The sequence below is a fragment of the Rhizobium phaseoli genome, assembly GCF_003985125.1.
Taxonomy (GTDB): Bacteria; Pseudomonadota; Alphaproteobacteria; order Rhizobiales; family Rhizobiaceae; genus Rhizobium; species Rhizobium phaseoli.
The window spans coordinates 72,505-99,502 of the sequence record NZ_ML133577.1 but is presented as its reverse complement, the minus strand read 5'-3'; the positions used below and the strand labels follow the sequence as shown (position 1 = coordinate 99,502).

General features: G+C 61.0%; 28 protein-coding genes and 1 pseudogene. 11 read left to right on the top strand and 18 right to left on the bottom strand.

Going from position 1 to position 26,998, the window contains the following annotated elements; translation table 11 throughout:
* Positions 1–66: 66 nt before the first annotated feature.
* The 13 genes from EFD56_RS20895 to EFD56_RS20830 all read right to left on the bottom strand — a co-directional run bounded on the left by EFD56_RS20895 (position 67) and on the right by EFD56_RS20830 (position 14,080).
* On the bottom strand, positions 67–1,005 hold the full coding sequence (locus EFD56_RS20895) for a sialate O-acetylesterase (RefSeq protein WP_126906127.1): 939 nt from the start codon (positions 1,003–1,005) through the stop codon (positions 67–69).
* 585 nt (positions 1,006–1,590) lie between these two features.
* Positions 1,591–1,929 (bottom strand): slr1659 superfamily regulator, encoded by a 339-nt coding sequence (locus EFD56_RS20885; RefSeq protein WP_037116682.1) that lies wholly within the window; start codon positions 1,927–1,929, stop codon positions 1,591–1,593.
* Between the two features lie 7 nt (positions 1,930–1,936).
* Positions 1,937–2,497 (bottom strand): slr1658 superfamily regulator, encoded by a 561-nt coding sequence (locus EFD56_RS20880; protein ID WP_085742777.1) that lies wholly within the window; start codon positions 2,495–2,497, stop codon positions 1,937–1,939.
* A 3-nt stretch (positions 2,498–2,500) separates the two neighbouring features.
* Complete coding sequence (locus EFD56_RS20875; protein ID WP_126906125.1) at positions 2,501–4,861, bottom strand: SpoIIE family protein phosphatase; 2,361 nt, start codon at positions 4,859–4,861, stop codon at positions 2,501–2,503.
* Positions 4,858–6,024: a class I SAM-dependent methyltransferase gene (locus EFD56_RS20870; RefSeq protein ID WP_085742775.1), complete on the bottom strand. Its 1,167-nt coding sequence runs from the start codon at positions 6,022–6,024 to the stop codon at positions 4,858–4,860. Before EFD56_RS20870 ends, EFD56_RS20875 begins: the two co-directional genes overlap by 4 nt.
* Positions 6,021–6,527 (bottom strand): hypothetical protein, encoded by a 507-nt coding sequence (locus tag EFD56_RS20865; protein ID WP_016733445.1) that lies wholly within the window; start codon positions 6,525–6,527, stop codon positions 6,021–6,023. The genes EFD56_RS20870 and EFD56_RS20865 overlap by 4 nt, the downstream gene beginning before the upstream one ends.
* Positions 6,528–6,602: 75 nt before the next feature.
* Positions 6,603–8,255, bottom strand: a complete 1,653-nt coding sequence (locus EFD56_RS20860; protein WP_037140058.1) for a putative bifunctional diguanylate cyclase/phosphodiesterase — start codon at positions 8,253–8,255, stop codon at positions 6,603–6,605.
* 201 nt (positions 8,256–8,456) lie between these two features.
* A complete protein-coding gene (locus tag EFD56_RS20855; RefSeq protein ID WP_097602769.1) occupies positions 8,457–9,290 on the bottom strand; it encodes a sugar phosphate isomerase/epimerase family protein in 834 nt (277 codons plus the stop codon).
* The gene (locus tag EFD56_RS20850; protein ID WP_126906124.1) at positions 9,287–10,492 is read right to left on the bottom strand and encodes an NAD(P)/FAD-dependent oxidoreductase; all 1,206 of its coding nucleotides are present in this window, start codon (positions 10,490–10,492) and stop codon (positions 9,287–9,289) included. Before EFD56_RS20850 ends, EFD56_RS20855 begins: the two co-directional genes overlap by 4 nt.
* A gap of 58 nt (positions 10,493–10,550) precedes the next feature.
* Positions 10,551–11,495: a substrate-binding domain-containing protein gene (locus EFD56_RS20845; protein ID WP_064818520.1), complete on the bottom strand. Its 945-nt coding sequence runs from the start codon at positions 11,493–11,495 to the stop codon at positions 10,551–10,553.
* A 72-nt stretch (positions 11,496–11,567) separates the two neighbouring features.
* Positions 11,568–11,879, bottom strand: a complete 312-nt coding sequence (locus EFD56_RS20840) for a MocE family 2Fe-2S type ferredoxin (RefSeq protein ID WP_004676509.1) — start codon at positions 11,877–11,879, stop codon at positions 11,568–11,570.
* The gene (locus EFD56_RS20835; RefSeq protein ID WP_126906123.1) at positions 11,876–12,910 is read right to left on the bottom strand and encodes a sterol desaturase family protein; all 1,035 of its coding nucleotides are present in this window, start codon (positions 12,908–12,910) and stop codon (positions 11,876–11,878) included. The genes EFD56_RS20840 and EFD56_RS20835 overlap by 4 nt, the downstream gene beginning before the upstream one ends.
* A gap of 168 nt (positions 12,911–13,078) precedes the next feature.
* On the bottom strand, positions 13,079–14,080 hold the full coding sequence (locus EFD56_RS20830; protein WP_126906122.1) for a LacI family DNA-binding transcriptional regulator: 1,002 nt from the start codon (positions 14,078–14,080) through the stop codon (positions 13,079–13,081).
* A 252-nt stretch (positions 14,081–14,332) separates the two neighbouring features.
* Between EFD56_RS20830 and EFD56_RS20825 the strand changes: the two genes are divergently transcribed.
* From EFD56_RS20825 to EFD56_RS20815, 3 genes are all read left to right on the top strand, one after another.
* Positions 14,333–15,025: a type 1 glutamine amidotransferase domain-containing protein gene (locus EFD56_RS20825; protein ID WP_126906121.1), complete on the top strand. Its 693-nt coding sequence runs from the start codon at positions 14,333–14,335 to the stop codon at positions 15,023–15,025.
* A gap of 59 nt (positions 15,026–15,084) precedes the next feature.
* Positions 15,085–15,498: a GFA family protein gene (locus EFD56_RS20820; protein WP_126906120.1), complete on the top strand. Its 414-nt coding sequence runs from the start codon at positions 15,085–15,087 to the stop codon at positions 15,496–15,498.
* Between the two features lie 113 nt (positions 15,499–15,611).
* Positions 15,612–16,055: an SRPBCC family protein gene (locus EFD56_RS20815; RefSeq protein ID WP_126906119.1), complete on the top strand. Its 444-nt coding sequence runs from the start codon at positions 15,612–15,614 to the stop codon at positions 16,053–16,055.
* A gap of 133 nt (positions 16,056–16,188) precedes the next feature.
* Here the strand turns inward: EFD56_RS20815 and EFD56_RS20810 are convergent, their stop codons facing one another.
* Positions 16,189–16,566, bottom strand: a complete 378-nt coding sequence (locus tag EFD56_RS20810) for a hypothetical protein (protein WP_225881611.1) — start codon at positions 16,564–16,566, stop codon at positions 16,189–16,191.
* 140 nt (positions 16,567–16,706) lie between these two features.
* On the opposite strand from EFD56_RS20810, the gene EFD56_RS20805 reads away from it, so the two are divergent.
* The gene (locus tag EFD56_RS20805; RefSeq protein ID WP_126906118.1) at positions 16,707–17,216 is read left to right on the top strand and encodes a cytochrome P460 family protein; all 510 of its coding nucleotides are present in this window, start codon (positions 16,707–16,709) and stop codon (positions 17,214–17,216) included.
* A 1-nt stretch (position 17,217) separates the two neighbouring features.
* On the opposite strand, the pseudogene EFD56_RS20800 reads toward EFD56_RS20805, so the two are convergent.
* Positions 17,218–18,139 (bottom strand): annotated as a pseudogene (locus EFD56_RS20800) (hypothetical protein).
* Positions 18,140–18,346: 207 nt separating this feature from the next.
* The gene (locus EFD56_RS32710) at positions 18,347–18,520 is read right to left on the bottom strand and encodes a hypothetical protein (protein ID WP_016733432.1); all 174 of its coding nucleotides are present in this window, start codon (positions 18,518–18,520) and stop codon (positions 18,347–18,349) included.
* A gap of 114 nt (positions 18,521–18,634) precedes the next feature.
* Between EFD56_RS32710 and EFD56_RS20795 the strand changes: the two genes are divergently transcribed.
* From EFD56_RS20795 to EFD56_RS20785, 3 genes are read left to right on the top strand one after another with little or no spacing between them, the layout of a single operon-like run.
* Positions 18,635–19,051: a hypothetical protein gene (locus EFD56_RS20795; protein WP_225881610.1), complete on the top strand. Its 417-nt coding sequence runs from the start codon at positions 18,635–18,637 to the stop codon at positions 19,049–19,051.
* 58 nt (positions 19,052–19,109) lie between these two features.
* The gene (locus EFD56_RS20790; protein WP_016733431.1) at positions 19,110–19,310 is read left to right on the top strand and encodes a hypothetical protein; all 201 of its coding nucleotides are present in this window, start codon (positions 19,110–19,112) and stop codon (positions 19,308–19,310) included.
* 1 nt (position 19,311) lies between these two features.
* Positions 19,312–19,521, top strand: a complete 210-nt coding sequence (locus EFD56_RS20785; protein WP_126906117.1) for a hypothetical protein — start codon at positions 19,312–19,314, stop codon at positions 19,519–19,521.
* Positions 19,522–19,734: 213 nt separating this feature from the next.
* On the opposite strand, the gene EFD56_RS20780 is transcribed toward EFD56_RS20785, so the two are convergent.
* Complete coding sequence (locus tag EFD56_RS20780) at positions 19,735–20,625, bottom strand: SDR family oxidoreductase (protein WP_126906116.1); 891 nt, start codon at positions 20,623–20,625, stop codon at positions 19,735–19,737.
* Positions 20,626–20,716: 91 nt separating this feature from the next.
* Between EFD56_RS20780 and EFD56_RS20775 the strand changes: the two genes are divergently transcribed.
* A complete protein-coding gene (locus EFD56_RS20775) occupies positions 20,717–21,541 on the top strand; it encodes a helix-turn-helix transcriptional regulator (protein WP_037140035.1) in 825 nt (274 codons plus the stop codon).
* A gap of 452 nt (positions 21,542–21,993) precedes the next feature.
* Positions 21,994–23,520 (top strand): Ig-like domain-containing protein, encoded by a 1,527-nt coding sequence (locus EFD56_RS20770; RefSeq protein ID WP_126906115.1) that lies wholly within the window; start codon positions 21,994–21,996, stop codon positions 23,518–23,520.
* A 74-nt stretch (positions 23,521–23,594) separates the two neighbouring features.
* Here EFD56_RS20770 and ftsZ read toward each other — a convergent pair whose 3' ends face one another.
* Positions 23,595–24,617, bottom strand: a complete 1,023-nt coding sequence (gene ftsZ / locus EFD56_RS20765) for a cell division protein FtsZ (RefSeq protein WP_012484292.1) — start codon at positions 24,615–24,617, stop codon at positions 23,595–23,597.
* Positions 24,618–24,866: 249 nt separating this feature from the next.
* Here ftsZ and EFD56_RS20760 point away from each other — a divergent pair, with 249 nt between their 5' ends.
* Together EFD56_RS20760 and blh are read left to right on the top strand one after the other, a co-directional pair.
* On the top strand, positions 24,867–25,268 hold the full coding sequence (locus EFD56_RS20760; protein ID WP_126906114.1) for a hypothetical protein: 402 nt from the start codon (positions 24,867–24,869) through the stop codon (positions 25,266–25,268).
* Between the two features lie 421 nt (positions 25,269–25,689).
* Entirely contained in the window at positions 25,690–26,970 is a 1,281-nt protein-coding gene (gene blh / locus EFD56_RS20755; protein ID WP_126906113.1) for a bifunctional sulfur transferase/dioxygenase Blh, read from the top strand.
* Positions 26,971–26,998 lie beyond the last annotated feature (28 nt).

Here is a 26,998-nt window from a genome sequence, read left to right as displayed (position 1 = left end):
GAATAGTGCTTTTGATTTTCGTCACCAGGCGGCGTAAATCGCGAAGGCGCGAAATCTCGGAGAAGACTATCGCGAGGTTTGCAGGCGGCCATCGCCGCGCAGCAGGTTCAACCAGGCCTGCGAGACTTTCTCCGCCCCTGTGCCCCCGATATGGCAATCGTCGTAGCGGTCGTCTCCATTGAGTAACGCGTCAGAATTTATGCCCTCTCGGATACCGTGGCCGCTTTTTGACAGGGACAGTTGCGCCCGTACGATCGGATTATCTGGAATATGCTCCTTGAAGCCGCCGTTGCTCGGTTCAAGGCATTTCGATGCGATCGAAATGTAAACGGGTGCCTCGATGCCGTGCTGGTGCAAAGTGTCGACCATCGACAGGAAATATTCCCGATAGGCCTCGGCAGTGGTGCCGATAACGAGGTCTTTCTCTCCTTGCACCCAGAGGACGCTCGTTACCCGATAGCCGGAAGCCTGAAGCTGTTTCATCGTGTCGATCAGCACAGCGTTGAGGTCACCGCCTGCCGCCCATCGGGCGACCTCAGATCCGGAATAGGCGAGAGGTGCGAGGATGACGCTGTCATGTTGTCCCGATGCGATCAATTCGTTTCCGAGCAGCGTCCAATACTCTCCCTTGGTATCGGTCGAGCCAAGAAGCGGCGACGCTGCGATGAAGCACCGTCCGTCAAAGGCGTTTACGACGCGAGCGCCATACTCTGACCGGTGCCGTTGCCCTCCGTCGTTGGCCGCGTTCGATTGGCCAAGAAGCAGCAAGACAGCAGTTCGATCTGTTTGCGCCGGGCAGGCCACCGGTGTTTTCGATTCATCCCCGATGAGACGTTCCTTGTCGTCGAATGTATAACGGCTTGGCGGCGCCGGCTTCTCGCCGCCAACCATTTTCCTCAGCGCGGAAAGCTGCGGCCAAGGAAAGATCTCATGTCTCGCGCTCACGCCGCCAACAAAATACAGGGTGATCAAGGCGGCCAGGCCGACTGCTACTGTTTTGCGCATGTCGTTGCCTTTGGAACATCGACCGATGAGCCTGCGGACCGATCAAGGCTGCTCTAGCCATGAAGGCTCCTTTACATCAGCCACATCTACTTGCTCGGGCATGCTCTCTAAAAAAGAGTTCGTCGCGAAGATCGAGCCCCAATCGACGACATCTCGCACGGAGTCGCCGGAAACCTGCTCTAAACTATAGTCCGGACCAGTGATTCCAATCATCCGGTTGGGTGAGGGATCGCGCCGGCTAAGCAGCACGCACTGCCATGGAGATAGCCCGTGTCCGCAGATTAGGTCGCGCATTCCGACATGCCCATGGTTGGACGCGAGGACAAGATGAGGGTGACTATGCCGGCCCGGGAAAGCATCCCATAGGCTGGCTTGACGAACCATCCGCGACCTCGCGTGTCTTGTAGAATGCTGGAGTTTGGCGAGGCGCCAACGTCTACCTCCGTCATTCCAGGGGCTTGACCCGAGGACCCATGCCGTAGGCTGATGGGTGCGGCTTGTATGCTCGGCTTAATGCCTGGTATGACGGAGGTGGGGTGGTCGTCGTCACCTCACACTCCTGGCCGAAATCGGCTTCACCCTAACTCACGCCAGGCGCAATTCGAGCAGCGGATGCAGCTTCTTGAGATTCGGCAGCGATTTTGCCTGCCACGGATGTTGGTTGGTGCCTTTCACAATGAGCAGGAGGTCGCCCATTTTTCTGGCTTCGATCGTCAATTTCGCCAGGAGATTGATCCCCGACGAATTGAGGAATTCGAGACCGGTCAGGTCGAAGGTCACCTGCTGGTGCCCCTCGTGAAGGAGGGTTGCTATCAATGAATAAATCGGTGCGTAGGCATCGGGTCCCGCCAGGCGGAACACGCCGTCGAAATAGACTTCATTCTTCTCCGCCCATACGCGGAAATTTTCGTCGCTGATTTCCATTCTTGGCTCACAAATTGGAGGAGGGTGGCATCGCCACAGCTGCCGTCGTCGTCAGTATGATCTGCTGGTCGTTATTCTCTTCAAATGTCCATGCCATTCTTGCATCGTAATCACTCAGAAGGGTGAGCAAACCGAGGCCGGAACCGCCTGCTGACGATATGGCGTTGGTTTCGATTTGCTCAAGAAGCAGAACGCCGGGTTCCCTCGATTGCAGGCGTTGCAGGAGTTGCTGAAAGCGGGCCGATGTCGCGTTGTCGATGGCGTTCCGCACCCTGATCAAAAAGCTTCCCTCGACCATGCCGGCTTCGATCAGGATCTCGCCCGGCTGTCGAAATTTGACGGCGTTTTCGATCAGCTCGTTGCTGAGATATCCGATGTCATGGTGCGCCTGCAGGTAATCCTTCCTCGAACGGGAGTAGGGCAGGGCCATGATCTCGGCGATGAAATCGGACGTCATTCCCGAATGCCGCCAACCAAGCTGAAGCGGCCCATCGCTCAACGTGAGGCGAGCGCCTGAATCCAGGCTGATGTCCACCAGAGATTCGAGACCGTATATTTTGGCCGTCATGTCTCACCTATGCCGCACTGCGAGAAGCGTGATGTCGTCGTAGATCTTCTGCGATCCGATAAAGAGCATTAATGTCGCGACAATTTCCGAAACGACCTTCTCAGCGCTCTGATCCTTCAAGCGGAGCGCTTCCCTGCACAGGCGTTCGATGCCGAACAGTTCTCCTGCATCGTTTTCGGCTTCCGTCACCCCATCGGTATGCAGGAGTATCAGGTCGCCTTTCTCAAACGCTATTTCCCGGGTCTTGATGAAGGCGGAAATATCGGCTTCCAACCCGATCGGGATGCCGAGATCCATGGTGTCGATGCGTTGAATCTCGCCGTTTGCCCGCACGATGACGACTTCCTCGTGCTGCCCCGACAGGATCATGTCTTTGCCGTCATAGTCGAGAAAGGCGAGAGTCAGATGCTTGTCGATCCTGGTCCGCTCGATGTTTTTGAACAGGGCGCTGTTCAGATTAGCCAGAAATTCGACGGCGTCGGTGTTGCCTGCTTCCTGCAGCGCGCGGGCGACGGATTGGACCATCAGCATCAGCACGCCGCTCTCGAGCCCATGGCCGGTGACGTCGCCGATGCCGATCTTCAACCGCCTGCCGTTCTTCAGGACGTCATAATAATCGCCGCCGACCTCTTCCGCGGGCCGCATATAGGCTGCGATCTCGATATCCTGAAAGTCTTCCAGCTCCTGTTGCAGCGGCAGAACCATGAGCTGGATTTGCTTGGCGACCGCGAGCTCCGTTCCGAGCCGACGGTTTTCCCGCTGGAGCTGGGCGTTCAGCGCCGAAATCTCCTCCTTCGCATCTTCGATCTGGGCCGTTCGTTCCTCGACGAGCTGTTCGAGATTTTCGGTGTGGTAGCTGATCTGTTGGGCCATTCGATTGAAGGCTTCACCGGCCGCGCCCACCTCATCCTTGCTCGTTATCGCCACTCTGACGGAATAGTCCTGTGCCTGGATCCGCTTGGCGGCACCGGCAAGGGCGCTGATCCCGCTCGTGATGCGCTTCGAAGCCGCAAACACGGCGATCGTCACGATCAGCAGCGACATCAGGATTGCCAGGATCTGGTAGATCACGATCCGGTTGGTGGCCTCGGAAATCTTGGCCTGGGCGGCATAGAGGGAGGCGTCGATTTCCCGCTCCGGCACTACCACCCCAAGCAGCATCGCCTCTTGCCGAACCGGGCCGCTGGACCAGAGGTTGGTCGCCGGCAGCTTCTTGACGATGACGATATAGGGAACTTCGTTGCCGTCCCGCTGCAACAGCAGGTGCTGAATGCCCTGTTCGCGGTCGAGCGCCAGTTTCGCGATCGCAGGCTGTGAGCTTCCTTTCAGGGAGCGCTCCAGCCCGGTCACGCCGGTTCCGCTCGCGCCGCTCGCCGAAACCAGGCCGAGTGTCTTTTCGCCGGTGGCGTTGATTGCCACCACGTTTCCGTCGGACATTGCCAGGAATCCGAAACCGGACTGCGCCACTTTGACGTTTTCCACGGTCTGGGCGAGCTGGTCGAGCGTAATATCGGCGCCGGCCGTCCCGGCGACATCCTTCCTGTCGGCGGTCCAGAGCGGATGAAAGAAGCTGACGATCAGCTTGCCGGTAATGGCATCCGTATAAGGCGCCGTCTGGGTGATGTCTTCGGCGACCGGCCGCGTTTTCCCATCCTTGGCCCAGCCCTGCCAGGACTCGTAAAGTCCGGGGAAAAAGAAGTCCCAGAAATTGGCCTCGTTGTGGCCGGGATAAAGCCGGTCGAAGGTCTGGGCCTGGTCGGTGTAGGGCGCGGTCCTGAAGATCGGCCGTTCTTTCGATCCGATGTAATACATCTGCAGCTTCGAGGCGCCATGCTGCAGCAGGCTCGGCGCGACGAGGTCGAGAACCGCGCTTGTCTCTATATCGCGAGCAATGTCGGGCGTCGGCTGGTGGTCCTGTCCGAGCAGGTAACCCCAGACGCTGACGACCGAAGCGGAGCCGGGCGCGTTCTGAGACCATTTCCCCTTTTCGTCGTAAACCAGGCTGACGCTGCCGGGGGACGTGCGGGCCATTGCCGTACCGACATCGGAATTGCGGGCGGGATTGTCGATCTGCGCCTGGAGCACGCCTGCCAAAGTGTCGACGTCGTTATGGACCTGCCGCAGGAGCAAATTCACCTGGGCCGCGGTCGAATCGGCATAGGTGCGGATATATTCCTGACTTGCGGCTTCAAGGCCCTGGCCGACCTCGAGCGTTGCATCGCGCGACAGCCGCTGAACGTTCCAAAGTGCCAGGCCACCGCTGACCAGCAGGTCGAAGAGGACGGCGCCGCCGACGACGAGGATGAACTTTGCTCGAAACGAGCCCAACCCCACCGGTCTCTTCGATACGTGCCCGTCCATCATAGCGGCTTTCGACCAGAGGCTGCCCAGATCGGCCAGCCTGCATAACCCTTGGGGTGAAGAGCGGCAAAGACGTGATCCTTGAATCCCTGCCGGAACCTGCGAATGAAATCCGGCGAGTCGCCGCGGCGCACAGCCATCTCGCCGGCATAGACATTTTCCCAGGCTTCGATGACATCCGCGAAATCCTGGGGGTCGCCGTCGAGATTCGTCACCATGAAGCAGTCGACCTTGATGTCGTCGAAGCCGGCGTTGAGGAGAAGATGGCGGCTTTTCGGTCCCATCTCGACATCCATGTCGAAGTGGCTGAACAGCTTGGCGACTTCCTCGTAAGTCCATTTGATCGATTCGGCATGCGGCTCGCCCAGGCAGTGCGAATTCTTTTCGTTGGTGATGTAGACACGGCCGCCGGGCTTGCAGATACGAAAAAGCTCCCGTAGCAGCATCTCGGGGCGGTCGAAAATCTGCAGCGAGTGCCGGCAGGTAACAAAATCGAACTGATCGTCTCGGAGCAACATCTGGGAAGCGTCGCCATAGGTGTATTCGATGCCTCGCATATCGAAGTCGGCAGCGACCCTGCGGGCATAGTCGAGACTGCGCACGGAATGATCCAGCGCGACAAGGCGGGCCGGTTTGAATTCCCGCTGAACCAAGGCGGCGAAATCACCGATGCCGCAGCAGATATCCGCCATAGCAAGGCCGTTGCGCAGACCGTGGCGCGGCAAGAGTTCGCGCTCATGCCGCCAGGTCATTTTCGTCTGCGTGCGCAGGATGGGAATGAAAGACTCGTCCTCGACAAAGCTCTGCCCTGGATAAAACGCCGAATCGTAAACCTCGACCGACAGGTTCGGCAGCGATGCCGCCAGCATCTCGAACAGCGAGGCAGACCATGCCATTACGCTTGAGGTAATGATCTTGATGTTCCGGTCCGGCCTCATTCGGCAGCCGGCCGCGAGGATGTCGCACAGAGCGGCGAAGGCCGTCATGTTGATGTGCGTCAAGCGTTTGACGTTGAGGTAAACGATGCCGCTGTATTTTTCCAAACTCTGCCGCACCAGCTCGAGCGCATCGGCAATCTCGGCAACACTTTCGGGCCGCATCTTGCCGGACAGAACAAGCTCCTGATTTGTCGGATCAAATCGCACGGTGAATGGCAGCAGGTTCATTGAAAATCCTCGGCCGATGGGAAATCGGCAATGATGCCGATCCTGTCCGCGCCGTCTTTCTCGATGTGGATGGCGGCGCCGAATATTGCCGCCAGATTGCTGAGCAAAGCCCCATCGGACTTCGTGACCAGCTGACCGGACCCGTCGTCGAGGCCAGGCTGGATTTCGCGTGATCCGGTCTGCATGTGTTTGCGGGGAAACTCCTCGTCGCAAGGGAACGCAATTCGCAGCCGATTGGAGGTCGCGCTGCGAGCGAGGCTGAAACTTATCTTGCCTCGTCCGTTGGTCGCGCGGAAAGCGAGTTCGATAAGTTCGTTTGCCGCGACTGAAAGAAAGTTGGCGTATCGGGCGGGATCGCTGTGACCCTGGCCGAGAATGTCGGAGAGATATTCGGTAATCTCGTCGCAAAACTGCCATTGAGATTTGAACACCGCCACGTTCATTTCCAGCGATACCATCGGCACAAATGCGTGATCGTCGAAGCGGGATGCTTCCTCTTCCAATGCACCCTCCTTTCGTCTGTCTGGAGCGTCAAATTTGCATGCGATCTAAAAGCACGGCGAAAAGTCGATAAAGCACTATTGTCGGGCGTGGACTTTGGATGCGTCCGCGCGGGTAATGAATTCTTCAATTGCCTCCACGGGAAGCGGCCTGCTCACCAGATAGCCCTGCAACCTGTCGCAGCCGACGCTGTGCAACCATTCCGCCTGACCGGGTGTCTCGACCCCCTCGGCCGTCACCTGCATGTCGAGGTCATGTGCAAGGTTGACGATGCAGCGGACGATTGCCTGGCTTTTCTGATCGGTTTCGAGATCGGTGATAAAATACTTGTCGATTTTGATCGTATCGAAAGGAAATGTTTTCAGATAGCTCAGGGAGGAATATTCCGTCCCGAAATCATCGAGAGAAATTCGGATGCCGAGCACATTGAGCGTGTTCAGGGTGTCGATGTTGTTGACGGTCCGCTCAAGCAGCACGCTTTCGGTTATTTCGAGCTCGAGGCGTTCGGGCGGAAGTCCGACAAGATCCAGCGTCTGGGAAATCCGGTCGGTGAGGCCGCTTGTCAGGAACTCGGCCGCTGACAGATTGACGGCGACAATGTAGTTCTCGGGCCACTTCATCGCCTCATGGCATGCCTGCTCCAAAACCCACGCGCCGATCTCGGGCATCATTCCATCCGCTTCGGCCATTGGAATGAACGACGCCGGCGGAATCTTTCCGAGTAGGGGATGGTGCCATCTCAACAATGCTTCGAAGCCGACCATGCAGCCGCCCTCGGCGATGGGCTGGTATTCGACATAGAATTGCTGTTGCACCAGGGCCATACGCAGGCTGCGGCGGAGCAATTCCCGCTGCTCCAGCAGTTCAAGCATTGCCGGGTCAAAGGCTTTCGCCCGACCGCGCCCTTCTTTCTTGGCGGTGTAAAGTGCGAGGTCGGACGCCTTCATAAGCTCCTCCGGAGTTGTACCGTCCGATGGAGCCGTGGATATGCCGATGCTGGTGCCGACAAAGACTGCGATGCCGTTGATCGTGAAGGGCTTTTTGAACGCAGCAACCAGATCGTCCGCCAAACGGTGCGCTTTGGCTGGATGTCCCGAGCCCACGGATATCACCGTGAATTCGTCACCGGCCAGCCGGTAGGCTCTGTCATCGCTGGAAAGGCAGGCCAGGATACGCATTGCCGCCGATTGGAGGAGCTTGTCGCCGGCGGCATGCCCGAGCGTGTCGTTGACGGGTTTGAAATCGTCGAGGTCGAGTTGCATCAGCGACAGAGTCTCGCTCGCGCCTGCGGTTTCCTGCAACAGGGCGGTCAGGTCTTCGCTGAACTGGCGCCGGTTCGGCAGTCCGGTCAGCGGATCATGGGTCGCGAGATGCAGAAGCGTTGCGCGCTCATCGTCAATCCGTTCCTCGGATCGGACCACGGCAAACAAGTCGCCGATCCGGTAGATCGTCAGGCCGTGTGAGCCGGCGGCGCCGAGATCGCCCGATATGCGCAAAGGCTGGGCATTATCATCCAGAGAACGGAAAGCCAGCGTGATTGCCGATTTGTCCAGCTCGGGGAAATGCTCCCAGAAAGAGGCGGCTGGCTTGACGGATGAGGGCAGCACATTGCCGTGCAGATCCTCGATGGGATTGAAATCGCGGTCAAAGAACAAAAGCCGGTCGATCAAGCTCGAAGCTTCTGCCTCCGGCTTTCCGAGGGCTAAACGGGCAGCAGGAACTTTCCGCATGCAGGAGGTTCTCCCTAATCGAATATCCTACCAGATATTATAGCAACTCCGTTACTACACAACTTGTGCTCGGTAAGATTTACATTAGGCATTCCTGATTAACAATCCTTAACCTCCGCACCGATTTGATCGCGGCTGTGGACGCACCTACAGCTCAGGCCCCCGACGAGATAAGGAATGGTGCGAACGTCGTTCGCCGGCTCAGGCAAGGGCATCCCAAAGCTCGCGTACCATCTGGCGCAACGCCAGAGCCTCGGCCCATCTGTCCGTCGAATCGTTGCCGTCTCTGCCGGTGATCGCATAGGGCTTGGGACCTAGCTCGCAGGTAAAAACCAGCTCGGCGTCATCGGCGGCACGGGATCGCCAATGGCGAAAACCATAATCCCACCATTGCAGGAAGAGATCGACCCAGGGCCGATGATGCGGAAAGGCGATTTCGATCTGCACTTGTTCGCGTGAAGCGATGCGCCCATGAAATGCGCGGGCATTCTGCAGGATGCGCCGGATGTGCGCGTGGTTTTCCTCATCGACCGGAAAGGCGAATTCGCGGCCGACCAGGAAATGCGACAGATCGGCCAACAGCGGCAGTTCGGGACGCCGCTCGAGCAGATCCAACGTGAAGAACAGGTCCGTCGTCATCCTGTCGCGATGGGTTTCGATGAACACGGGAATGCCGGCATCTTCGGCGAGCCGCATCCAGCCGTCGAGGAGCGGCAGGCAAGCCTCGACGCGGCGGAGGCGAATATCGGGCTGCAGGTTGATGTGGCTGACGGGAAAGGCCGCGGCAAGCTCCAGCGGCAGCCGCAGATCCTCGACCGAGCGCGGAAAGCAGACCGCCTCGATCTTCAGCCCGCTGCCGCGGATCGTCTCGTTGAGCACAACAACATCGCGGCGGTTGGTGTAATGCGCGCTGATGCCGTCGAAGCCCGCCTGACGGATCATCGCGATGTTCTCGTCGAGTGTGCGCTCGACTCCGTCAGTGTGCCGGCGCTCCATGGCCCAGAGCGACTGGAAGATCAGCAGCTTCTGCGTCATGCGGCCCGCGCGCCTTTCAAAAGCATCTTGAGATTGACCCCCGGATCGGCCAGCGCCGCGGCCGCGGGACTGACAGCCGCGGCAATCAGCAGCTCGGCAAGCTTGATATCCTTGGCGAGGCCACCGCCGATACCGAGGCCGGCGGCCGCCACCAGACGGCCATCGTCGAGATAGAATTCGAGCTCGCCCGCCGGCATCAAGCGCCGGACAGTCTGATGAGCCGGCTGCGGCTGTCCCGCCACCTGCAGTCCGAGATCGTACTGGTCGGACCAGAACCAGGGAATGGCGGCAAAAGCCGCGGCGCTGCCGGCCATGTTCCGCGCCGCGGTCTCGGCCTGCGTTCTGGCGTTGCGCCAGCTTTCGTAGCGGATATGTCCTCCGCCGGGCTCAGCCACCGCCGCGCAATCGCCTGCGGCAAATATATTCGGCGCGCTGGTGCGAAGATAGGCATCCGTCAGAATGCCGTTGCCGGTGGCCAGTCCCGCCGCTTCCGCCAGGGCAATGTCAGGCAGGACCCCGATGGCGCTGACGACGAGATCGGCGGGCACGACGCTGCCGTCGGTCAAAGTGACACCATCGTCGCCGATTGCCGCAACAGCCCGATCGAGATGAAAACGCACACCCTCGGCGGCATGTCGGGCGTGCAGTCTATCGGCAAAGCGGGCAGGGACGGCGCGGCCTAAAGGTTTCGACGCGGCTTCGATCACGCTGACCGCAACGTTTCTGCCGCGAAGCACCGCTGCAAGTTCCATCCCGATCAGACCCGCGCCGATGATCGCGACGCTCCGGCCGGGGGCGATAATGGAGAAGATCGCTTCGGCGTCGGCGTGGGTGCGGAAGTCGAGTGCGCGCTCGGCGCCGGGGCAGGCAAGCCGTCTCGGCCGTGCGCCGGTGGTCAGAAGAAGCTTCTCGTACCGCAATATGCGACCGTCGCTTACCGTCACGGTCGCGGCATCGGCATCCAGCCGTGTGGCTGACAATCCCTTGAGATAGGTGATGCCTGCTGCATCAAGCGCATCGGCGGCGCAGATCAGCTTCATCTGCACCGCACCGTCGACGGTTTTCGACAGGGGCGGCCGTTCATAGGGCAGATGGGGTTCGGCTCCGACCAGCGTGACGGATCCGTGATAGCCTGCTTCGCGCAGTGCGAAGGCCGCCCGGGTTCCGGACTCGCCCGCACCGATGATAACGATACCGTCCATGGCGTACTCCAAAGAGAGCGGCCGGCGCTCGTGAGGAGGAGACGCCGGCCGGGGAGGATCAGTTCTTCTTGGCGTATTCGGTCATGTTCTTGGGCGTGACCAGTTCGAAGGGCACCCATACTTCCTTATCGACGCTGTTGCCGTGGGCAAGCGCCACGGCTGCGTCGACGGCGCTTGCCGCCTGCTGTTTGGCGTTCTGGAAGACGGTCACGTCAAGATCGCCCGCCGCCATCGCCGCCAGTGCGTCCTGCGTCGCGTCGATGCCGACGACGATGACGTCGTCCATCGACACGCCGGATGCCTTGAGCGCCTGAATGGCGCCAAGCGCCATCTCGTCATTATTGGCGAAGATCACGTCGATCGGACGGCCTGCCGTGAGCCAGTTCGTGGTCAGATCCATGGCGTTCGTGCGCGTCCAGGCGGCGGTCTGCTCGTCGGCGATGGTCACGCCCTTGCAATCGCCTGCCGCCAGCGTCGCCTTGACCGACGAGGTGCGGTCGCGCGAGGCCTGATGCGCGAGATCGCCCATCAAGATGTAGGCCTGCGCGTTACTCGCCTTGCCTTTCTTCTTCAGCAGTTCACAGGCGGCTTCGGCGCCGAGCCTGCCGGAGTCGGTTTCCTTCGAGCCGACATAGGCCTGCTTCTCCGGTAGCTTGTCGATATTTTCCGGTTCGAGATTGAGGTAGACGAGCGGAATGCCGGCCTTGCGGGCGGCCTCGCTGATGCCGGTGGCGGCCGACGTATCGGCGAGCGTCATGATGATCGCATCCACGCCAGATGCGATGAAGTTGTCCACCTGGCTGCGCTGCTTGGAAACGTCGGTCTGCGCATCCTCGATCTGCAGGTTGACGCCGGTGAGCTTGGAGGCCCTTGCCTGCAGCCCTTCGCGCAGCAGCGTCTGGAAATTGTTGTCGAAACTCTGCATCGAAACGCCGATCGTCTCGGCCGAGGCAGCAGTCGTCGTCAGGGCGGCCAGGATGGCCGCCACACAGATTGATTTCATATTTTCCTCCCAAGGGGCGCCGGGCCGCCCGATCCATTCCGGAGGCTGTTCAGGCCTGCCTATGTTGCGGGCTCAGATCAGAGCCACGCGAACCTCTCCGTCGATCACCTCTGTCGGATAGGTTTTCAGATTCTCGCAGGCGGGCAGCCTCAAGGCTTCCCCGGTGCGATAATCGAAGGCGCCGGAATGCTTCGGACATTCGACCTCGAAATCCATGACTAGTCCGTCGGCGAGATGGATCGCCTCGTGGGTGCAGAGGCCGGCCGTGCAATAGACGCTGTCGTCGGGGCCGCGATAGATGGCGTAGGTGCGGCTGCCGTGATCGAAACGGATGGCGCCTTCCTGCTCGATGTCGTCGAGCTTGCAAGCAGTAATCCAGCTCATTCGGCTGCTCCCGTGACTTCCATGCGCGCTTTGCGGGCGGCGAGTTTTTCCTTGCGCCGGCGGTAGCGCGCCTGCATCTGCGCCTCGCCTTCGGCGGAGCCGTCGTGCCAGGTGCCGAACCACTTATCGAGCGGGATCAGCGCGTCGCCGTAATTGACCTCGAAATATTTGTGGTGGAGGTAATGCGCATAGGCGTGGCTATCTATGAGCTTGTCCCCGCCGATTTCGACCTTGTCGAAGCCGACATGGCCGGGAATGGCGCCGAAGCCGGCATAATGCAGCTGGTAGAGCATCAGGATCGGATTGGACGGCAGGATCAGGTGGTAGAGGGCCGTGCCGAGATAGAGCAGGTGCTCGACTGGATGCATTGACAGCGAAGACCAAGGCGAGGGATTGACCGAGTTATGGTGGACCGAGTGCACCCACTTATAGAGGAAGGGCGTATGGATGAGCCTGTGGATGCAGAAGAAGTGGAACTCGTGAATGATCGGCACGACGAGGGCCAAGGCGGCAATCGTCCAGGGGTGCTCTGCGAAGCTTAGCCAGGGCGCATAGCCGTTGGCATAGGCCCAGAGCATGCCGACCTCTACGGCGGTCCAGATCACCACGCCCGATAAGAAAGTGCGCAACATGTTGTCGACGTTCTGGCGCTCGAACCAGAAGGCTTTGTTCTTCTGCTCGGACGGAAACTTTCCATTGTATTTGAAGCGATTTTCCTGCCGCTTCAGCACATAGAGATGCACCTCGAAGGCGCCGTAGAAGAGTAAAACGCAGATCGCGTTCACGGCGTAGAGCCAAGCGGCCCAGCCGATGCCGAGCGTTTGCATCGTCTCCATCGGCGGAATGACCCAGGCCCAATAAGCGATCGCGGAGGCGGCGAAAATCGCATTCCAAGGAAAGAAGTAATGCGGCAGCCATTTCAGGATCGCCATCAGCCGCGGCGGAAACGCAAACAGCGGGGCGGTTTCGGCTGGCTGGTTCGGTGCCCAGTCGCCGCGCTTGTTGCGCGTGCCGAATTTCAGATCGTCCATTGTTCTCTCCTTCGGGCTGACGGAATCGTCGGCCCGCACTTGCATCTTGATCGCAGGAGAGCGCCTTTCGTGTCGGGATGTCGCGGCTGTCGACGCATCGGCTCTCCTTCTGTCTTGAAAGTAGCAGGAGACCGCCGCGGCGCCGAAACCATTCTTGATCAAATCAGATCAAAGACTTTCCTTGGTGATGGTGATGAAGCGGATGGGCGCCCGATCCGGCTCAATATCGGTCAAGCCAATCCGGCGCAGGATCAGATCGAGCGATCGCCTGGCCTGCGCCTCGGGCGCCTGGTCGAGGACCACATCCATGGTGCCGTCCTGCAATGCGCTGCGCGTATAGTCGGTGAGCTCGTGGCCGACGAAGAAGATGCCGCGTTCGCGCGCATGCCGTCGCAGCACATTGATCAGTGCGGAATTGCCGCCGCCAGCATTGTAGAGGCCGGCAAGGTCCGGATACATCCGCAAGGCCGAGGACAGGAGTTCCGCGCCGAGATGCTCTTCGTCGAGACCGAACCCCAGGCACTGGAAGCTGGTGGCACCGGTGTGCTCGAGAAAATAGTCCGAAAAGCCGCGGATTCGATCGCGGTGCACCTGATAGATCGGATGGCAGATCGCAAAGACGGGACCGGTCCGGCGTCCCATTCTGCCGATGAAGAGCGCTGCCGTCCGGCCAGCGGCATAATTGTCGATGCCGACGAATTCGCCTGTATGTTCCGAGGCGCGAGTGACGACGTGGACAACCGGCAAACCTTGGGCGCTGACCTTCTCGACGGCCGCGCCGATCACCGGATTGCTGGGTACCGCCAGGATCAGGCCTGCGCGCCGCAGGCCGGCCGACAAGATTCGGCGCGCGATTTCTTCCGGCTTCATCTCTTCGGTAAAGCTGCGATGCACGATGACCAGCGGGTCGAGAGTCGCCGCAATCCTCTCGAATGCCGCGGAGAGCCGCTGATAGAAGGTTGTTTCGGGACGTACCATCAACACCTCTATGCGCAGCAGGCTGCGATGGGTGTCCGGGAGCTTGCGGGGATAATCCAGCGCGCGCGCGGCAATGATCACCTTCTCGACCAGCTCCGGCCGAACGCCGCCGCGCCCGTTCAGGACGCGCTCGACCGTTGCAGTGCCGACGCCGGCATGGCGGGCAATATCCCGATAATTCGGCTTGTTCACTTTCCAATTTCCCCGAAGGTTCCGCTGAACCGATGCGCAACAGCGATACCGATCTTCTATGCGTCTCCAATAGGAATTTGAAGGGCGGGAGGATCAGGCGCGTTCTTATCATTCCGAATGGAACAGGAGGCTTGTGTCGCGCCGGTGGCCGATCTATGATTTTGGAAATTCAGCATGAGATTGCAGGCAGTGTTTCACCGTTAAACCGGACGCGAAGGCTTTATCCTCCGGCCGGAGCGAAGGAGCTGGGCAATGAAAATTCTCATGGTTCTCACATCACATGATCAGCTTGGAAATACCGGCAAGAAGACGGGCTTCTGGCTCGAAGAACTCGCCGCCCCTTATTTTGTCTTCCGCGACGCCGGAGCCGAGGTCGCACTCGCTTCGCCCAAAGGAGGTCAGCCTCCGCTCGATCCGAAGAGCAACGAGCCGGCCTTTCAGACGGAAGACACGCGACGGTTTGAACGCGACCCGGAGGCCACGGCCGCGCTCGCCAATACGCTGAAACTGTCTGACATCGACCAGGCCGATTATGACACCGTGTTCTTTCCCGGCGGCCATGGTCCGCTCTGGGATCTGACGAACGACAGCAACGCCCACGCGCTCATCGAGGCGACGCTTGCGGCCAGAAAACCGCTGGCGCTCGTTTGCCACGCGCCGGGGATCCTGACGAAGGTCAAGGCGCCCGATGGCGGGCCGATCGCCAACGGGCGGACGGTGACCGGATTCACCAATTCCGAGGAGGCCGCCGTGAATCTCGTCGAGGTCGTGCCCTATCTGCTCGAAGACGTGCTGAGAGGGCAGGGGGCGAAGTTTTCGGCGACCGAAGACTGGGCGGTGCATGTCGTCCAGGACGATCAGTTGATCACCGGACAGAACCCGGCGTCTTCGAAGCAGGCCGCTCGCCTGCTGCTCAATGCGCTGGGTGAGCAGGCCGCCGCCTGAGGCCAATCGACCGGATACTCGACCATCGGCATTCCAACATCAGGGGAAAGGCGCTTGGCATGAGCAGGAAATATACCGGGAAATGCGCCTGCGGCGCAGTGCGGTTCGCCTTCGATACCGATCCGACCTTTGTCGCCGACTGCCATTGCCTGGATTGCAAGAAGGCCTCGGGCGGCGAGGCCGCCACCTTCTTTGCCGTGCCGCAGGATGATTTCACCCTGATGGCCGGCAATCCGAAAGCATTTCACTATATCGCCGATTCCGGCAAAGGGCTCGATCGCAATTTCTGCGCCGATTGCGGCGCGAGGCTGTTCAGCAGCAACCTCGAAAGCTTCCCCGGCCTCGTTTTTGTCACCCTCGGCAGCCTGGACCGGCCGGAGCTGATCGAGCCGGGGGTAGAAATGTTCACCAAACGGCGATTGGCCTGGGCAATGCCGCTCCACCTCCCGCAATTCGAGGGCATGCCGAGCTGACACGCTCACGCCTGCGAGCGATTTTTCTTGCAGAAAAGATCGATCCCATGTCGGATCGGCAAAGGCTTGTCCGTCCTTAGCTCGTTCATTCCGTCCATCAAAGGATCACCACCATGCCGAACACCATACGCCTGCACCGCGTTTTCGCGACCAGCCCGGAAAAGGTCTATCGCGCCTTCATCGAGGCAGACGCGCTCGCCAAATGGCTTCCGCCGAACGGTTTTCTCTGCACCGTGCATCATCTGGAACCGGCCGTCGGCGGCACTTTCAGAATGTCCTTCCGCAATTTCACCACCGGCAACAGCCACGCCTTCGGCGGCGAATTCCTCGAACTCGCCCCGGGTGAAAGGGTTCGCTACACTGACAAGTTCGACGATCCGAACCTGCCCGGCGAAATGGAAGTCACCGTGACGCTGAAGAAGGTTTCGGTGGGCACCGAAGTGGAAATCACCCAGGCCGGCATACCCGACCTTATCCCGCCGGAAGCTTGCTATCTCGGCTGGCAGGAATCGCTGCGCAATCTCGCCAAGGTCGTCGAGCCGGATGTCAACGAATAAGCGGCTGCGCCAGGCTTGAAACGTGGCGCTTGCCTCTTCGCCCTCATCCGGCAAATAGCCTGGACTGAGGGCGGAAAGGTGGGCCTTTTGTAGAGGTCCGGACGTCGCTGGCGGCAGGCGATCGGTTGCTCCGCTAAGCCGCGCGTTGACCGATCGGATCTGTGGTTCCGCCTGCGGACGGCAGCGAGGATAGCCAGAGGGAATAGGCCAGGGATAGGCCCGTCGACCAGAAGACCATCGGCAGTGTCATCACCTCGGAGGACAGCTTAAGCATCTCCTGCGGATCGAGGTCCCAGGAGAACAGCGCCGCTGCTGGTGCCGGCGCGGCTTGAAGGGGCTCGAGGCTTGCCTTTTGCATGTCTTCAAGCACCGCCGCAGTGGCGACTTGCTCGGCCAATGACACGTTCTGAACTGGAACGATGGCGGTTTTAGCGTGGTTTTCGGCGCCGGTCATTTGGAGTTCCTTGTTTCGCTTCGTTGTAGAAAGCCGATCCGGGACAAGAAGTTTCATGACATCTCGATGAAATGATCGGCGCGACGAGCCGGTGCGTACACGGCTACACTTCGATACATTTCGGCTGGAGCCTGACATTCGTCAGATACAATCCGAAAGGATCCTGCCTGAGAACATCGGTCCGGCAGGAGTTTTCAATGAAGCTTGCTCTCCTTGGCGTATTTGCCATTTCCAGTCTCGCCCTCAGCGTCGCCATCTCCTATTCCGCTTCCCCGGGCGTATCGCCAGAAAACGCCTCGCCGATCTACGGCGTCACTGTTCCTGACGGCTACAGGGACTGGAAATTCATCGCGCCGGCACAGGAAGCGCCGCCACTTGATGAACTGCGCGCCGTCCTCGGCAACGACATTGCTGTCGAGGCATACAAGAAGGGCACCCTGCCGTTTCCCGACGGGTCGATCCTGGTGAAACTTGCCTACAAACGCATGCAATCGACGGAATTTGCACCGGCGACGGTGCCGGGGGCCCCGACCACCGTGCAGGTGATGGTGAAGGACTCCAAGAGATATCCCGACAGCCATGGCTGGGGCTTCGGAAGGTTCGTCAATGGCAAGCCGGTTGACATCGCTCAGCACGAAACCTGTCTTTCCTGCCATGTCGGCAATGTGAAAGACCATGACTATGTTTTCACACGTTACGCGCCGTGAGCTACAGCGCGATGCCGCGTTTCGCCAGCGCCTGGCGCGCCGCCGATGCGCCCCAGTCCTCGTCGGCATCGCCGCCCTCGATCTCGGTTTCGGCGATTGCCGTTGCCCGGATCAGCGGCACGGAGCCGAAAGGCATGCCGGCCAGGATCACGGCCCAGGACGATGCGGGTCAGGGGGAGGTAATCCGCGGTCAGCCGGCAGAACAGGATGGCGCCATGTTTTTCGACATCGCGGGCAACGCGGTAGCCGTCGGCCACGAGATCGCCGAGGTTGATCAAAAGGTTCCCCCAGTCGGCGATTGTCGTCGCATCCAGCGTGGCGGCGCCGAATTCCATGAAGAGTTCGCATTCGACGCCGTTCTCGGGATCGGAGATACCGGCCCAGGGTGTGGAGAGGCCGTCGGTGGCAAGGAACATTCTCCCCGGTGCATCGATCACCAGGATCCGGCGGTGCGGGCGGAACCATTTGGTCTGGGCGTAGACATTGGCGGTGGCGCGCTCGGCGGCAAAACCTCCGCGCACAGTGCCGCGGCTCTGCCAGAAGGCACGGCGGGCGCTTGCGGCGCGCTCGTAGATCGCGTCGTCGGGGCCGCGCGGCACGATCGCCTGGTCGAAGCTGGTTTCGATCGTGACCTGCGCCCGCATGAAGGGAAGGGCCGGCTTCTTCCAGCGGACGACCACCTGGTTGAAGCGCTCGGTCGCCGCTGCATCGAGTTTTTCGACGACATCGCCGATATCTCGCAGCAGATCGCGTGAATCGTCCGAGACGGTCTTCCCCGCCGCATCGCGGTAGCCGCCCGTGCTTGAGGAATGCCCGGCCTGCATGGTGGTGGAGGTCCATTCGCCGCTGACGGCGCGCGCCGGCGCCTTGGAGAGTGCCGGAGCAAGCTCCCGAATTGCATCGTCAATCGAATAGGATGCCACGTCGCCCCCTGCTGCGCTCAAATACCCGTCCCGCCGACGGCAGAAGGTAGTGCAGAGGCGTTGCCGTTCAATGACCGGCGCTGAAGCGGGGAGACGTTCGCGGCAAGCGGCCCTGCGCTCAGTTGTTCCCAAGAATCATTCACCGCGCAGACGCGCGGTGAATGATTGTGAGCGGCCGGCATATCTTGCCCTTGAGGCCGCACTCGCTTAATTGCTGCCGTCGTTGGGCCGGGCCTTGGCGCTGTCGTTGGTCGTCTCCGAGGCGGTTTTTCCGTCGGGTTGCTGACCGAAATAGGTGCCGCCGAGGTGGCCGCCGGCGCTGGTGTTTCTGACCTGCTGTTCGGCGCGTTTCTGAAGTTCGCGGACGTTGGTCTTGCTCATGTCGGGCTCCGTGTCTCGGGTTGGTGACTTGAGGGGAACCGTTCGGGCAGGAGTGTGTTCCATATTTTCCGGGAACCTTGCCTGCCGCCGACGGTTCAGCTCTCATGAGATTCCTTGCCGTCATCCTCACCCGGCCTGGCGCTCATCGCGCCGGCGGCGCACGCCCTCTCGCTTGTCAACAAGATCGGGATGGCGAAGGCGGATTATTTCGTGGCGCAACAGGCCTATGCCGGCTGGTGGATCGTCGGCCTGCTGCTGCCGCTCGCCTTCCTCGCCAATACAGGCAATGCCATCGTGCTCAGGGCCGACGCGGCGGCTTTGACGCTCTTGGTCGCTGCTGCGGCGCTGATCGTGCTCAACCTCGTCATCTTCATGCTCTTCACCCAGCCGGCGAACGCGGCGACCGAAAACTGGACCGTGCAGCCGGACAATTGGGAGACGCTGCGCCGCCAGTGGGAATATTCGCATGCGGTCAATGCCGCAGTCACCCTGCTTGCCTTTGGCTGCACGACGCTTGCCTCGCTTCGATAAGGCCGGGAACAGTTGCCGCTCTTTGCGGTTTTCCCTGTTCAACCAAGGAGAAACGACAATGGGCATGACGACCCCCAGGGACGGTGCTCCCGGCACCACCGATCAATCCCCCCGCTGGGAAGGGCCGAAGGGCAATACCCCGCGCGGCTACCTGAAACCCAAGGACGATCCTGACAAGAACCGCGACGCAAAAGGCGAAAACAACCGCGACCCCGAGATGAAGGATCTCGGCGACGCGATGAAGCAGAAAGGCGAATGAGATGGCCAACCCCGAAAAAGACGCCGCCGGCCAGTTCGCCAAATCCCGCGCCGACCGCAAGGCCAGCGGTGTCGCCAGCGCCAAACCGACCGTTATCACCGGCTCGGAGGACGCGACGGTGAACCGGGATCCGCCGGGGAAGAAGAAGCGGAAGAAGGATTGGGACGTGAATTTCGATCCGGCCGACACGAATGAAGGGCGGATGCGGTAGGAGACGCGCCGTGCCTCGGGCTTCGGGGCTGTCGAGGCCCCGAAGGAGGCGAGACGTTGCCACGATTCCGCTTCTCCCCTCGGGGAGAAGATGCCGGCAGGCAGAAGAGGGGGTGAGGAGCATATGCGACGAGCGCATTTGAGCGGCAAGCGAAAGGCAAATGACTTGCATGACGCACGCACTTCGCCGCCGCTTCGCTCCATCACTGGAAGCCTATCCGCCGAAATACGCCGGATGATCGATGTCCGCGAGTAGTTCCGGCTGCTCCGGCGCCCAGCCGAGCAATGCCCGCGTATGCGCGCTCGAGGTCGGCACGTCGAAGCCGGCAAACATTCCAAACCAGCCGAAGTGGTTCGCCGCTTCTTCCGGCGAGAGCGAGACGGCGGGTACGTTCAACCGACGGCCGATCAGTTCGGCGATCTCCTTGAACACGACGCCGTCTTCGGCGACTGCGAGGAACGGCCCGCCGGCAGCGCCGTGTTCCATTGCCAGGCGATAGACGCAGGCGGCATCGCGCCTGTGGACAGCCGGCCAGCGGTTCTGTCCGTCACCGATATAGGCGGAGACGCCGGTGCGCCGGGCGGTTTCGATCAGGATCGGCACGAAGCCGTGATCGCCATGGCCATGCACCGAGGGCGGCAGCCGGACGGTGGAGGCGCGCAGCCCACGCGCCGCAAGCGATACCGCGGCAATTTCCGAGGCGCGGGGATAGGTCTCGGTGGTCGGCATCGGCGGGTCTTTCTCGGTGCCGATGCGGCCGGGCGCGTGGCCAAGGCCTGCGGTCACCAGCAGCGGCCGGTCGGTGCCCCGCAGGGCTTCGCCGAGCGCCTCGATGGCGCGCCGGTCGAGCGCGCAGTTTTCGGCGAATTTCGAGAAATCATGGTTGAAGCCGGTATGGATCACGCCGTCAGCCTCGGCCGCGCCGCGCTTCAGACTTTCCAGATCTTCCAGCGAGCCGCGATGGACTGCAGCGCCGGCGGCCGCCAGGTCTTCAGCCCCTTTTTCCGAGCGGGTGAGGCCGAGCACCTGATGGCCGGCGGCGATCAGTTCGTTGACGACGGCCGAGCCGACCCAGCCCGTAGCTCCGGTGACGAATATGCGCATGTCGATATCTCCTGATTGGCTGGAGACAGATATCGGCGGGACTGCTATCATGGTAAAGTAGTGACCTTATCATGGTATAATGGCTAATAGGATGAGCGAATTCGTGACCTCCGAAAACCGGCTGGGCGCCTATCTCAAGGGCCGCCGCGCCAAGCTCGATCCCGCCGCCTTGGGTTTCGCCGGGGAGAGGCGGCGCACGCCGGGTCTGCGCCGCGAGGAGGTGGCGAGCCGCGCCAATATCAGCCCCACCTGGTATACCTGGCTGGAGCAAGGCCGCGGCGGTGCGCCGTCCGCCGACGTGCTCGACCGGATTTCGCGAGCGCTGATGCTGACCGATATCGAGCGCGAGCATCTCTTCCTCATCGGCCTCGGTCGGCCGCCGGAGGTGCGCTATCGCAGGCAGGAAGGCGTAACGCCGCGCCTGCAGGGCGTGCTCGATGCGCTGGATCCGAGCCCGGCGCTGATCCGCAACGCCATCTGGGATGTGGTCGCCTGGAATCGTGCGGCGACCGTATTACTCACAGATTACGGCGCGCTGCCGCCGGAGGAGCGCAATGTGTTGCGCTTCATCTTCCTCGACCCGCGCGTGCGCGCCGCCCAATACGACTGGGAAAGTGTTGCCCGCTTCGTCGTCGCCGCCTTCCGGGTGGATGCCGCCCGCGCGGGGGCTGCAGAGCAAGTCGAGCCGCTGGTCGACGAACTCTGCCGCAAGAGCCCGGAATTCCTGGCCATGTGGCGCGACAATGACGTGCGCACCCACGGCGAGGGCGCCAAGCACATCAAGCACCCGGTGCTCGGGCTGCTCTCCTTCGAATACTCCGCCTTCCAGGTGGATGGCCGGCCCGAGCTCAGCATGGTGGTGTATAATCCGGCAACGGCGGAGGACGCGGAGAAGATCAGGCGGGTTGTGGGGTGACATACGTCACCATCATACTTATGCCCAGAAGCGCCAGCGACGAGAACCAAATGCCGATCAATCTTCCTTCGCGCAATACTTCCGGATTGTCCTGTTTGGACATAATGCTTCCCTCAATCGTTACGAGACGCAGGTTTAGGCACTCCGAGTGTCAACAAGATCACTGCGTCGCCTTAATCCCGACAAATCTGCCGTCATGCTGTCGATCGACGCGCGCAAGATTTCGAGCCGCGGTGGGGATTTCAATGGTTTATATCGTGCCGCGTTGCGGCATCCTCCCTAGTCTGCCATCCGGGTGCGGCATTGTCCCACGCTTCTCATGCTGGGACGCATAGCACTACGAAGCTGTGAAAATCTAAAATACTACTTTCGCTAGAAAATAATTTGACGCGCGCCTCGTCGGCTGCTTTCCTTCCGGCCGACCAGCGAAATGGATCTTGAAGGAGATATCCATGACAGTGTCTGTACCCACAGCGAACGACGATTACCTCAGTGCCTCCGAAAACGATGTGATTTCGGGCAATCTGCTCGCCAATGACGTGGCCGGCCCCGGCGGCCATATGGCTCTCAACTTCTTCAATGGCGAGCGGGTTGTCGCCAAGCAGAGCGGGCAGGTCACCGAATTCGCCGGCGAGTACGGGACGTTTCACGTCAAAGCCGACGGTTCCTATACCTACACGCTGAACGAGGCGGCCAAGCTGGATTTCCGGGACGGGATGACGCTGCGCGAGACGATCGGCTACAAAATCTCCGATGGGGCCGGCAATACCGATTTCGGCCATTTCACGCTCGACATTCATGGGGTGACCAGCCCACCGGTCGCGGTCGACGATGCCTTTACGTTCCGGGAAGGCGGCGCGATGGCGGGCAATGTGCTTGCCAACGACATCGCCGGGGAGGCGGGCCATCTCTTTCTCCGCTCGGTCGAGGGCGCCAGCGTCAGCGCCGATCGGAGCACCGATGTTGCCGGCCAATTCGGCACCTTCCATTTCGCGGGCGACGGAAGCTTCACCTATGATCTCGACCCGGCCGTGAAGGCAGGACTTAACGATGGCGCGCATGTCACGGAGACGCTCGAATATTACAAGGTCTCCGACGGCACCGGACACGCGGATGTCGGTGTGATCTCGCTGACCGTGAACGGTGTCACGGATGGGAAGTCGGTAAATACGGATCATGTCGAGGCGCAGGCAGAGGTCGTGCGGCCTTTCCTCGACCATTACGAGCTCCAAGGGGTCGCGGTCGATCCGCTGACGGGCAAGTATTACGTCAGCTCTGGCCATGGTTTCCCTGACGATTCTATGGTTTACGTCTACGACAACGCCTCGGCATTCGAGGCTGACCAAGCCAGCGGCGCCATCTCTCTTGGCGACTATGACCTGGGCCAATATGACATCGGCGGAACCTATTTTGCGGTCCGCGGCGGCGCAATCATCGGCAGGACCAACGAGGCGAGGGGCGGAGAGGATCCTTTCCCCGATCAGACCTATCTCGCAAAGTGGGATGCTTCGGACGGATCACTCGACCAGAAGGGCGATCCGATCCCCGGCCTTATCGGCAAGAATGGGTCGGGTACCTTCGACTGGGGCGGGTTCACCGCCGTCAACACGATGCAGGATTCGACCGGCATTTACGTCGTGGGCCGCATCGATGATACCACCTGGCAGGTCTCCAGGATCGATCCCGACACGCTGGACCCGATCGAATCCAAGACTTTCGCGGCGGGCGGGCTCGGCTATGGCTTTGCCGTCGACGGCACCTTCTTCTTCGGCGATTCCTCCGGCAGCGAGCACATCGGCACGGCATTCGATTTCAAAACCGGCATCAAGACGGCAATCGATGTCAACATCGCCATACCGGGCGACGATTCCACCACCAACGTGGTCTATGACGCGGCGGCGGATTCCATCTACATCACCAACTCGATGACCGACGAAATCTCCGTGGTGCACAACATCTCGGAGATATTGTTCGCCTGATGAGCCTTAGCGCCCGAACGGTGACGTCGCCCCGTCCCGTACTTTATACGATGGAGCGACGCCATACTGCCGTGTTACTGCAACGTGCGCGTCTGGATTTGTTCAGCCGTGTGATTGGGCGCCGATAGCGGGGGAGCGCTGGCTTCCAGGCCGGTCGCCACGACCGAAACGCGGAACCTGCCGTCCAGGCTGCGGTCGAAGATCGCGCCGACGACGATATCGGCGTCGTCCTGCACTTCGTCGCGAATGCGGCTTGCCGCCTCATCGACTTCGAACAGCGTCATATCAGAACCGCCGGAAATCGAGATCAGCACGCCCCTGGCGCCCTTCATGGAAATATCGTCCAGAAGCGGGTTGGCGATTGCCGCTTCCGCCGCCTTCATCGCCCGGCTTTCGCCGGCGGCTTCACCGGTGCCCATCATGGCGCGGCCCATGCCTTGCATGACCGACTTCACGTCGGCGAAATCGAGGTTGATCAGGCCTTCCTTGACGATGAGATCGGTGATGCAGCCGACGCCGGCAAAGAGCACGCGGTCGGCCGTCATGAAGGCATCGGCGAAGGTGGTTTTTGCGTCCGCGATGCGGAAGAGGTTCTGATTGGGAATGACGATGACGGTATCGGCGGCCTGACGAAGCGCCTCGATGCCGACTTCGGCCGTGCGCATGCGGCGATTGCCCTCGAAGGTGAAGGGCTTGGTGACGACGCCGACCGTCAGGATGCCGGCCGCACGCGCGGCGCGCGCGATGACGGGGGCCGCACCGGTGCCCGTACCGCCGCCCATGCCTGCAGTGACGAAACACATATGCGAGCCGGCTAGGTGATCCATGATCTCGTCGATCGACTCCTCGGCGGCTGCATGACCAACCTCAGGCAGCGAACCGGCACCCAAGCCTTCCGTCACATTCGCGCCGAGCTGAATGCGGCGCGACGCCTTTGAGGTGGCGAGAACCTGGGCGTCCGTATTTGCGGCGATGAATTCGACGCCCGCCAGCTTTTCCGCAATCATGTTATTGATGGCGTTGCCGCCGCCCCCGCCGACGCCGATAACCGTAATATGCGGCCGTAATCCCGAAATGCCGCTCTTGGCGTCCGTCATCGCACTCTCCTTTGATGCAATCTTGCGCCCGCGCCCTCGTCGCGGACAGCGAATCGACGGTGAGGATAAACGCGCAACAAGGCGGAGGCGAGGCGAAAGAAGTCCGGGGCGGCGACACACCTGTGATTGTTGCTCTGGGATCGCTGCCATATCCTCTGCGGATTTCGCTCACCAGCGGAGGAGGGTGTGAACCAAAGGCCGGCCGCGGTGTTTATAGACATGCCTCACGTCTTCGAAAGGACCGATCCCATGCAAAGACTTTTGCTATCAAGCCTTGCTCTTGCCGCACTCGCCGGCACCGCCTTCGCACAACAACCGCCAGCCCCGCCATCGGCAGGAACTCCGCCCGCAGCGGCCGAGCCCAGCCCGCCGCCGCCGCCGCAGTCTGCTCCCGGTGACGACGAGCGGATGATGGGCTCGCCGGATGGACGGTCGGGAGATCGCCCCGATTACCGATGGCATGGTTCGAGGGGCGACATGGGCTTCCGTGGTTTCCGCGGGCATCGCATGCCACTGCCGTCCAAGGCCGCGCATTTCCAGATCGAGGACGGAAACACACGGATCGATCTGAAATGCGCCGAGGACGAGCCGATGAAAGCCTGTGCCGACCTGCTGCTGGAGGTGATGGACCGCTTGCAGGGTCAGAACTAGTCTCGTTCAGCCGCGGCTGCGGCCGACGAGGACCGCCGATCGGTGATGCTCCAACTGGAGGCAGCGGGCTTTGAGCCGCGATTCAACTGGATTGACCGCGCAAGGTTCGCACCAGCTTTGGGTGGCAGAAGCCAATCATTGATTCCTCCCAGGACGTAATGCCGATCAATTTTCAGCATGAACAGCCCCGCCAATGATTGGCGGGGCTTTTTGCTGCCGGGCGGACAAGTGCCTGCCGTCATCTGGCGCCGTGCGTGCCGAGATCAAGCGGGTCCTGCGGCACTGTCGTTTTGACCAGAGAGCCGAGCCAGGGCCCGGCCGGTGGCATATCCCGGGTAACTCTTCTTGCGCTCGGCAATATACTCGTGAGATTGTACTAAAATACATGTGATCTGCTTGACGCGGACGGCGCGGGGCTTCGATGACATTCGTCAGGGTCAATGAGCTGATATCGGTGGCGGGTCAGCCCGAGCCCGCGGATTTTGCCGATCTCGCGGTGCGTGGCTTTGCCGGCGTCATCAATGCCCGGCCGGACGGCGAAGATCCCGGCCAGCCGGGCAATACGGCGGAAAAGGCGGCTGCGGTCGCCGCGGGCCTTTCCTACAGCTTCGTGCCGGTGAAGGGCGCCGAGATCACCGAGGCCGATATCATCGCCTTCCGGGCGGCGATGGCGGATGCCAAGGGGCCGGTGCTTGCGCATTGCAAGAGCGGTACGCGGGCGCTGACGCTTTATGCGCTCGGCGAAGCGCTCGACGGGCGGATGAGCGCGGGGGAGGTCGAAGCGCTGGGCAAGGACCATGGCTTGGATCTTTCTAATGCGCTCCGCTTTCTGGAGAGGCGGGCAGGGCAGGTGCCTCAGGTGAAGGCCTTCTTTCATGCCAGCACATCGAGCGTCCAATATGTCGTGGCCGATCCGGCGACGAAACGCTGCGTCATCATCGACCCGGTGCTCGATTTCGACGAGACCTCGGGAGCGACGGGTACCGCAAGCGCCGATGCCATTCTCGCTTATATTGCGGCCGAGCACCTGACGCTTGAATGGATCCTCGACACCCATCCGCATGCCGATCACTTTTCCGCCGCCCATTACCTCAAGGGCAGGACCGGGGCACCGACAGCCATCGGCGCGCATGTCACCGAGGTGCAGGCGCTCTGGAAGGAGATCTACAACTGGCCGGACCTCGCCACCGACGGCTCGCAATGGGACCGGCTGTTTGCTGATGGTGAGACGTTTGCGATCGGCGCGATGGAGGCCCGGGTGATGTTTTCGCCCGGCCATACGCTTGCTTCGGTCACCTATCTAATCGGCGACGCCGCCTTCGTGCACGACACGGTGTTCACGCCGGATTCCGGCACCGCGCGCACAGATTTTCCGGGCGGCAGCGCAGCCGCTCTGTGGCGTTCGATCCAGGCGATCCTGTCGCTGCCCGACGACACCCGCCTCTTTTCCGGCCACGACTACCAGCCGAGTGGGCGCCATCCGCGCTGGGAGAGCACGGTCGCCGCCCAGAAACGCGACAATCCGCACATATCAGGCAAGGACGAAGCCGGCTACGTCGCACTCAGGCAGGCGCGCGACCGCACGCTGCCCAAGCCGAAGCTGATGCTGCATGCGCTGCAGGTGAACATTCGGGGAGGCAGGTTGCCGGAGCCGGAGGAGAATGGCCGGCGGTATTTGAAGATACCGCTGGATGCGCTGTAGGAACGCAAGGAGCGATATTGTGGCGGAT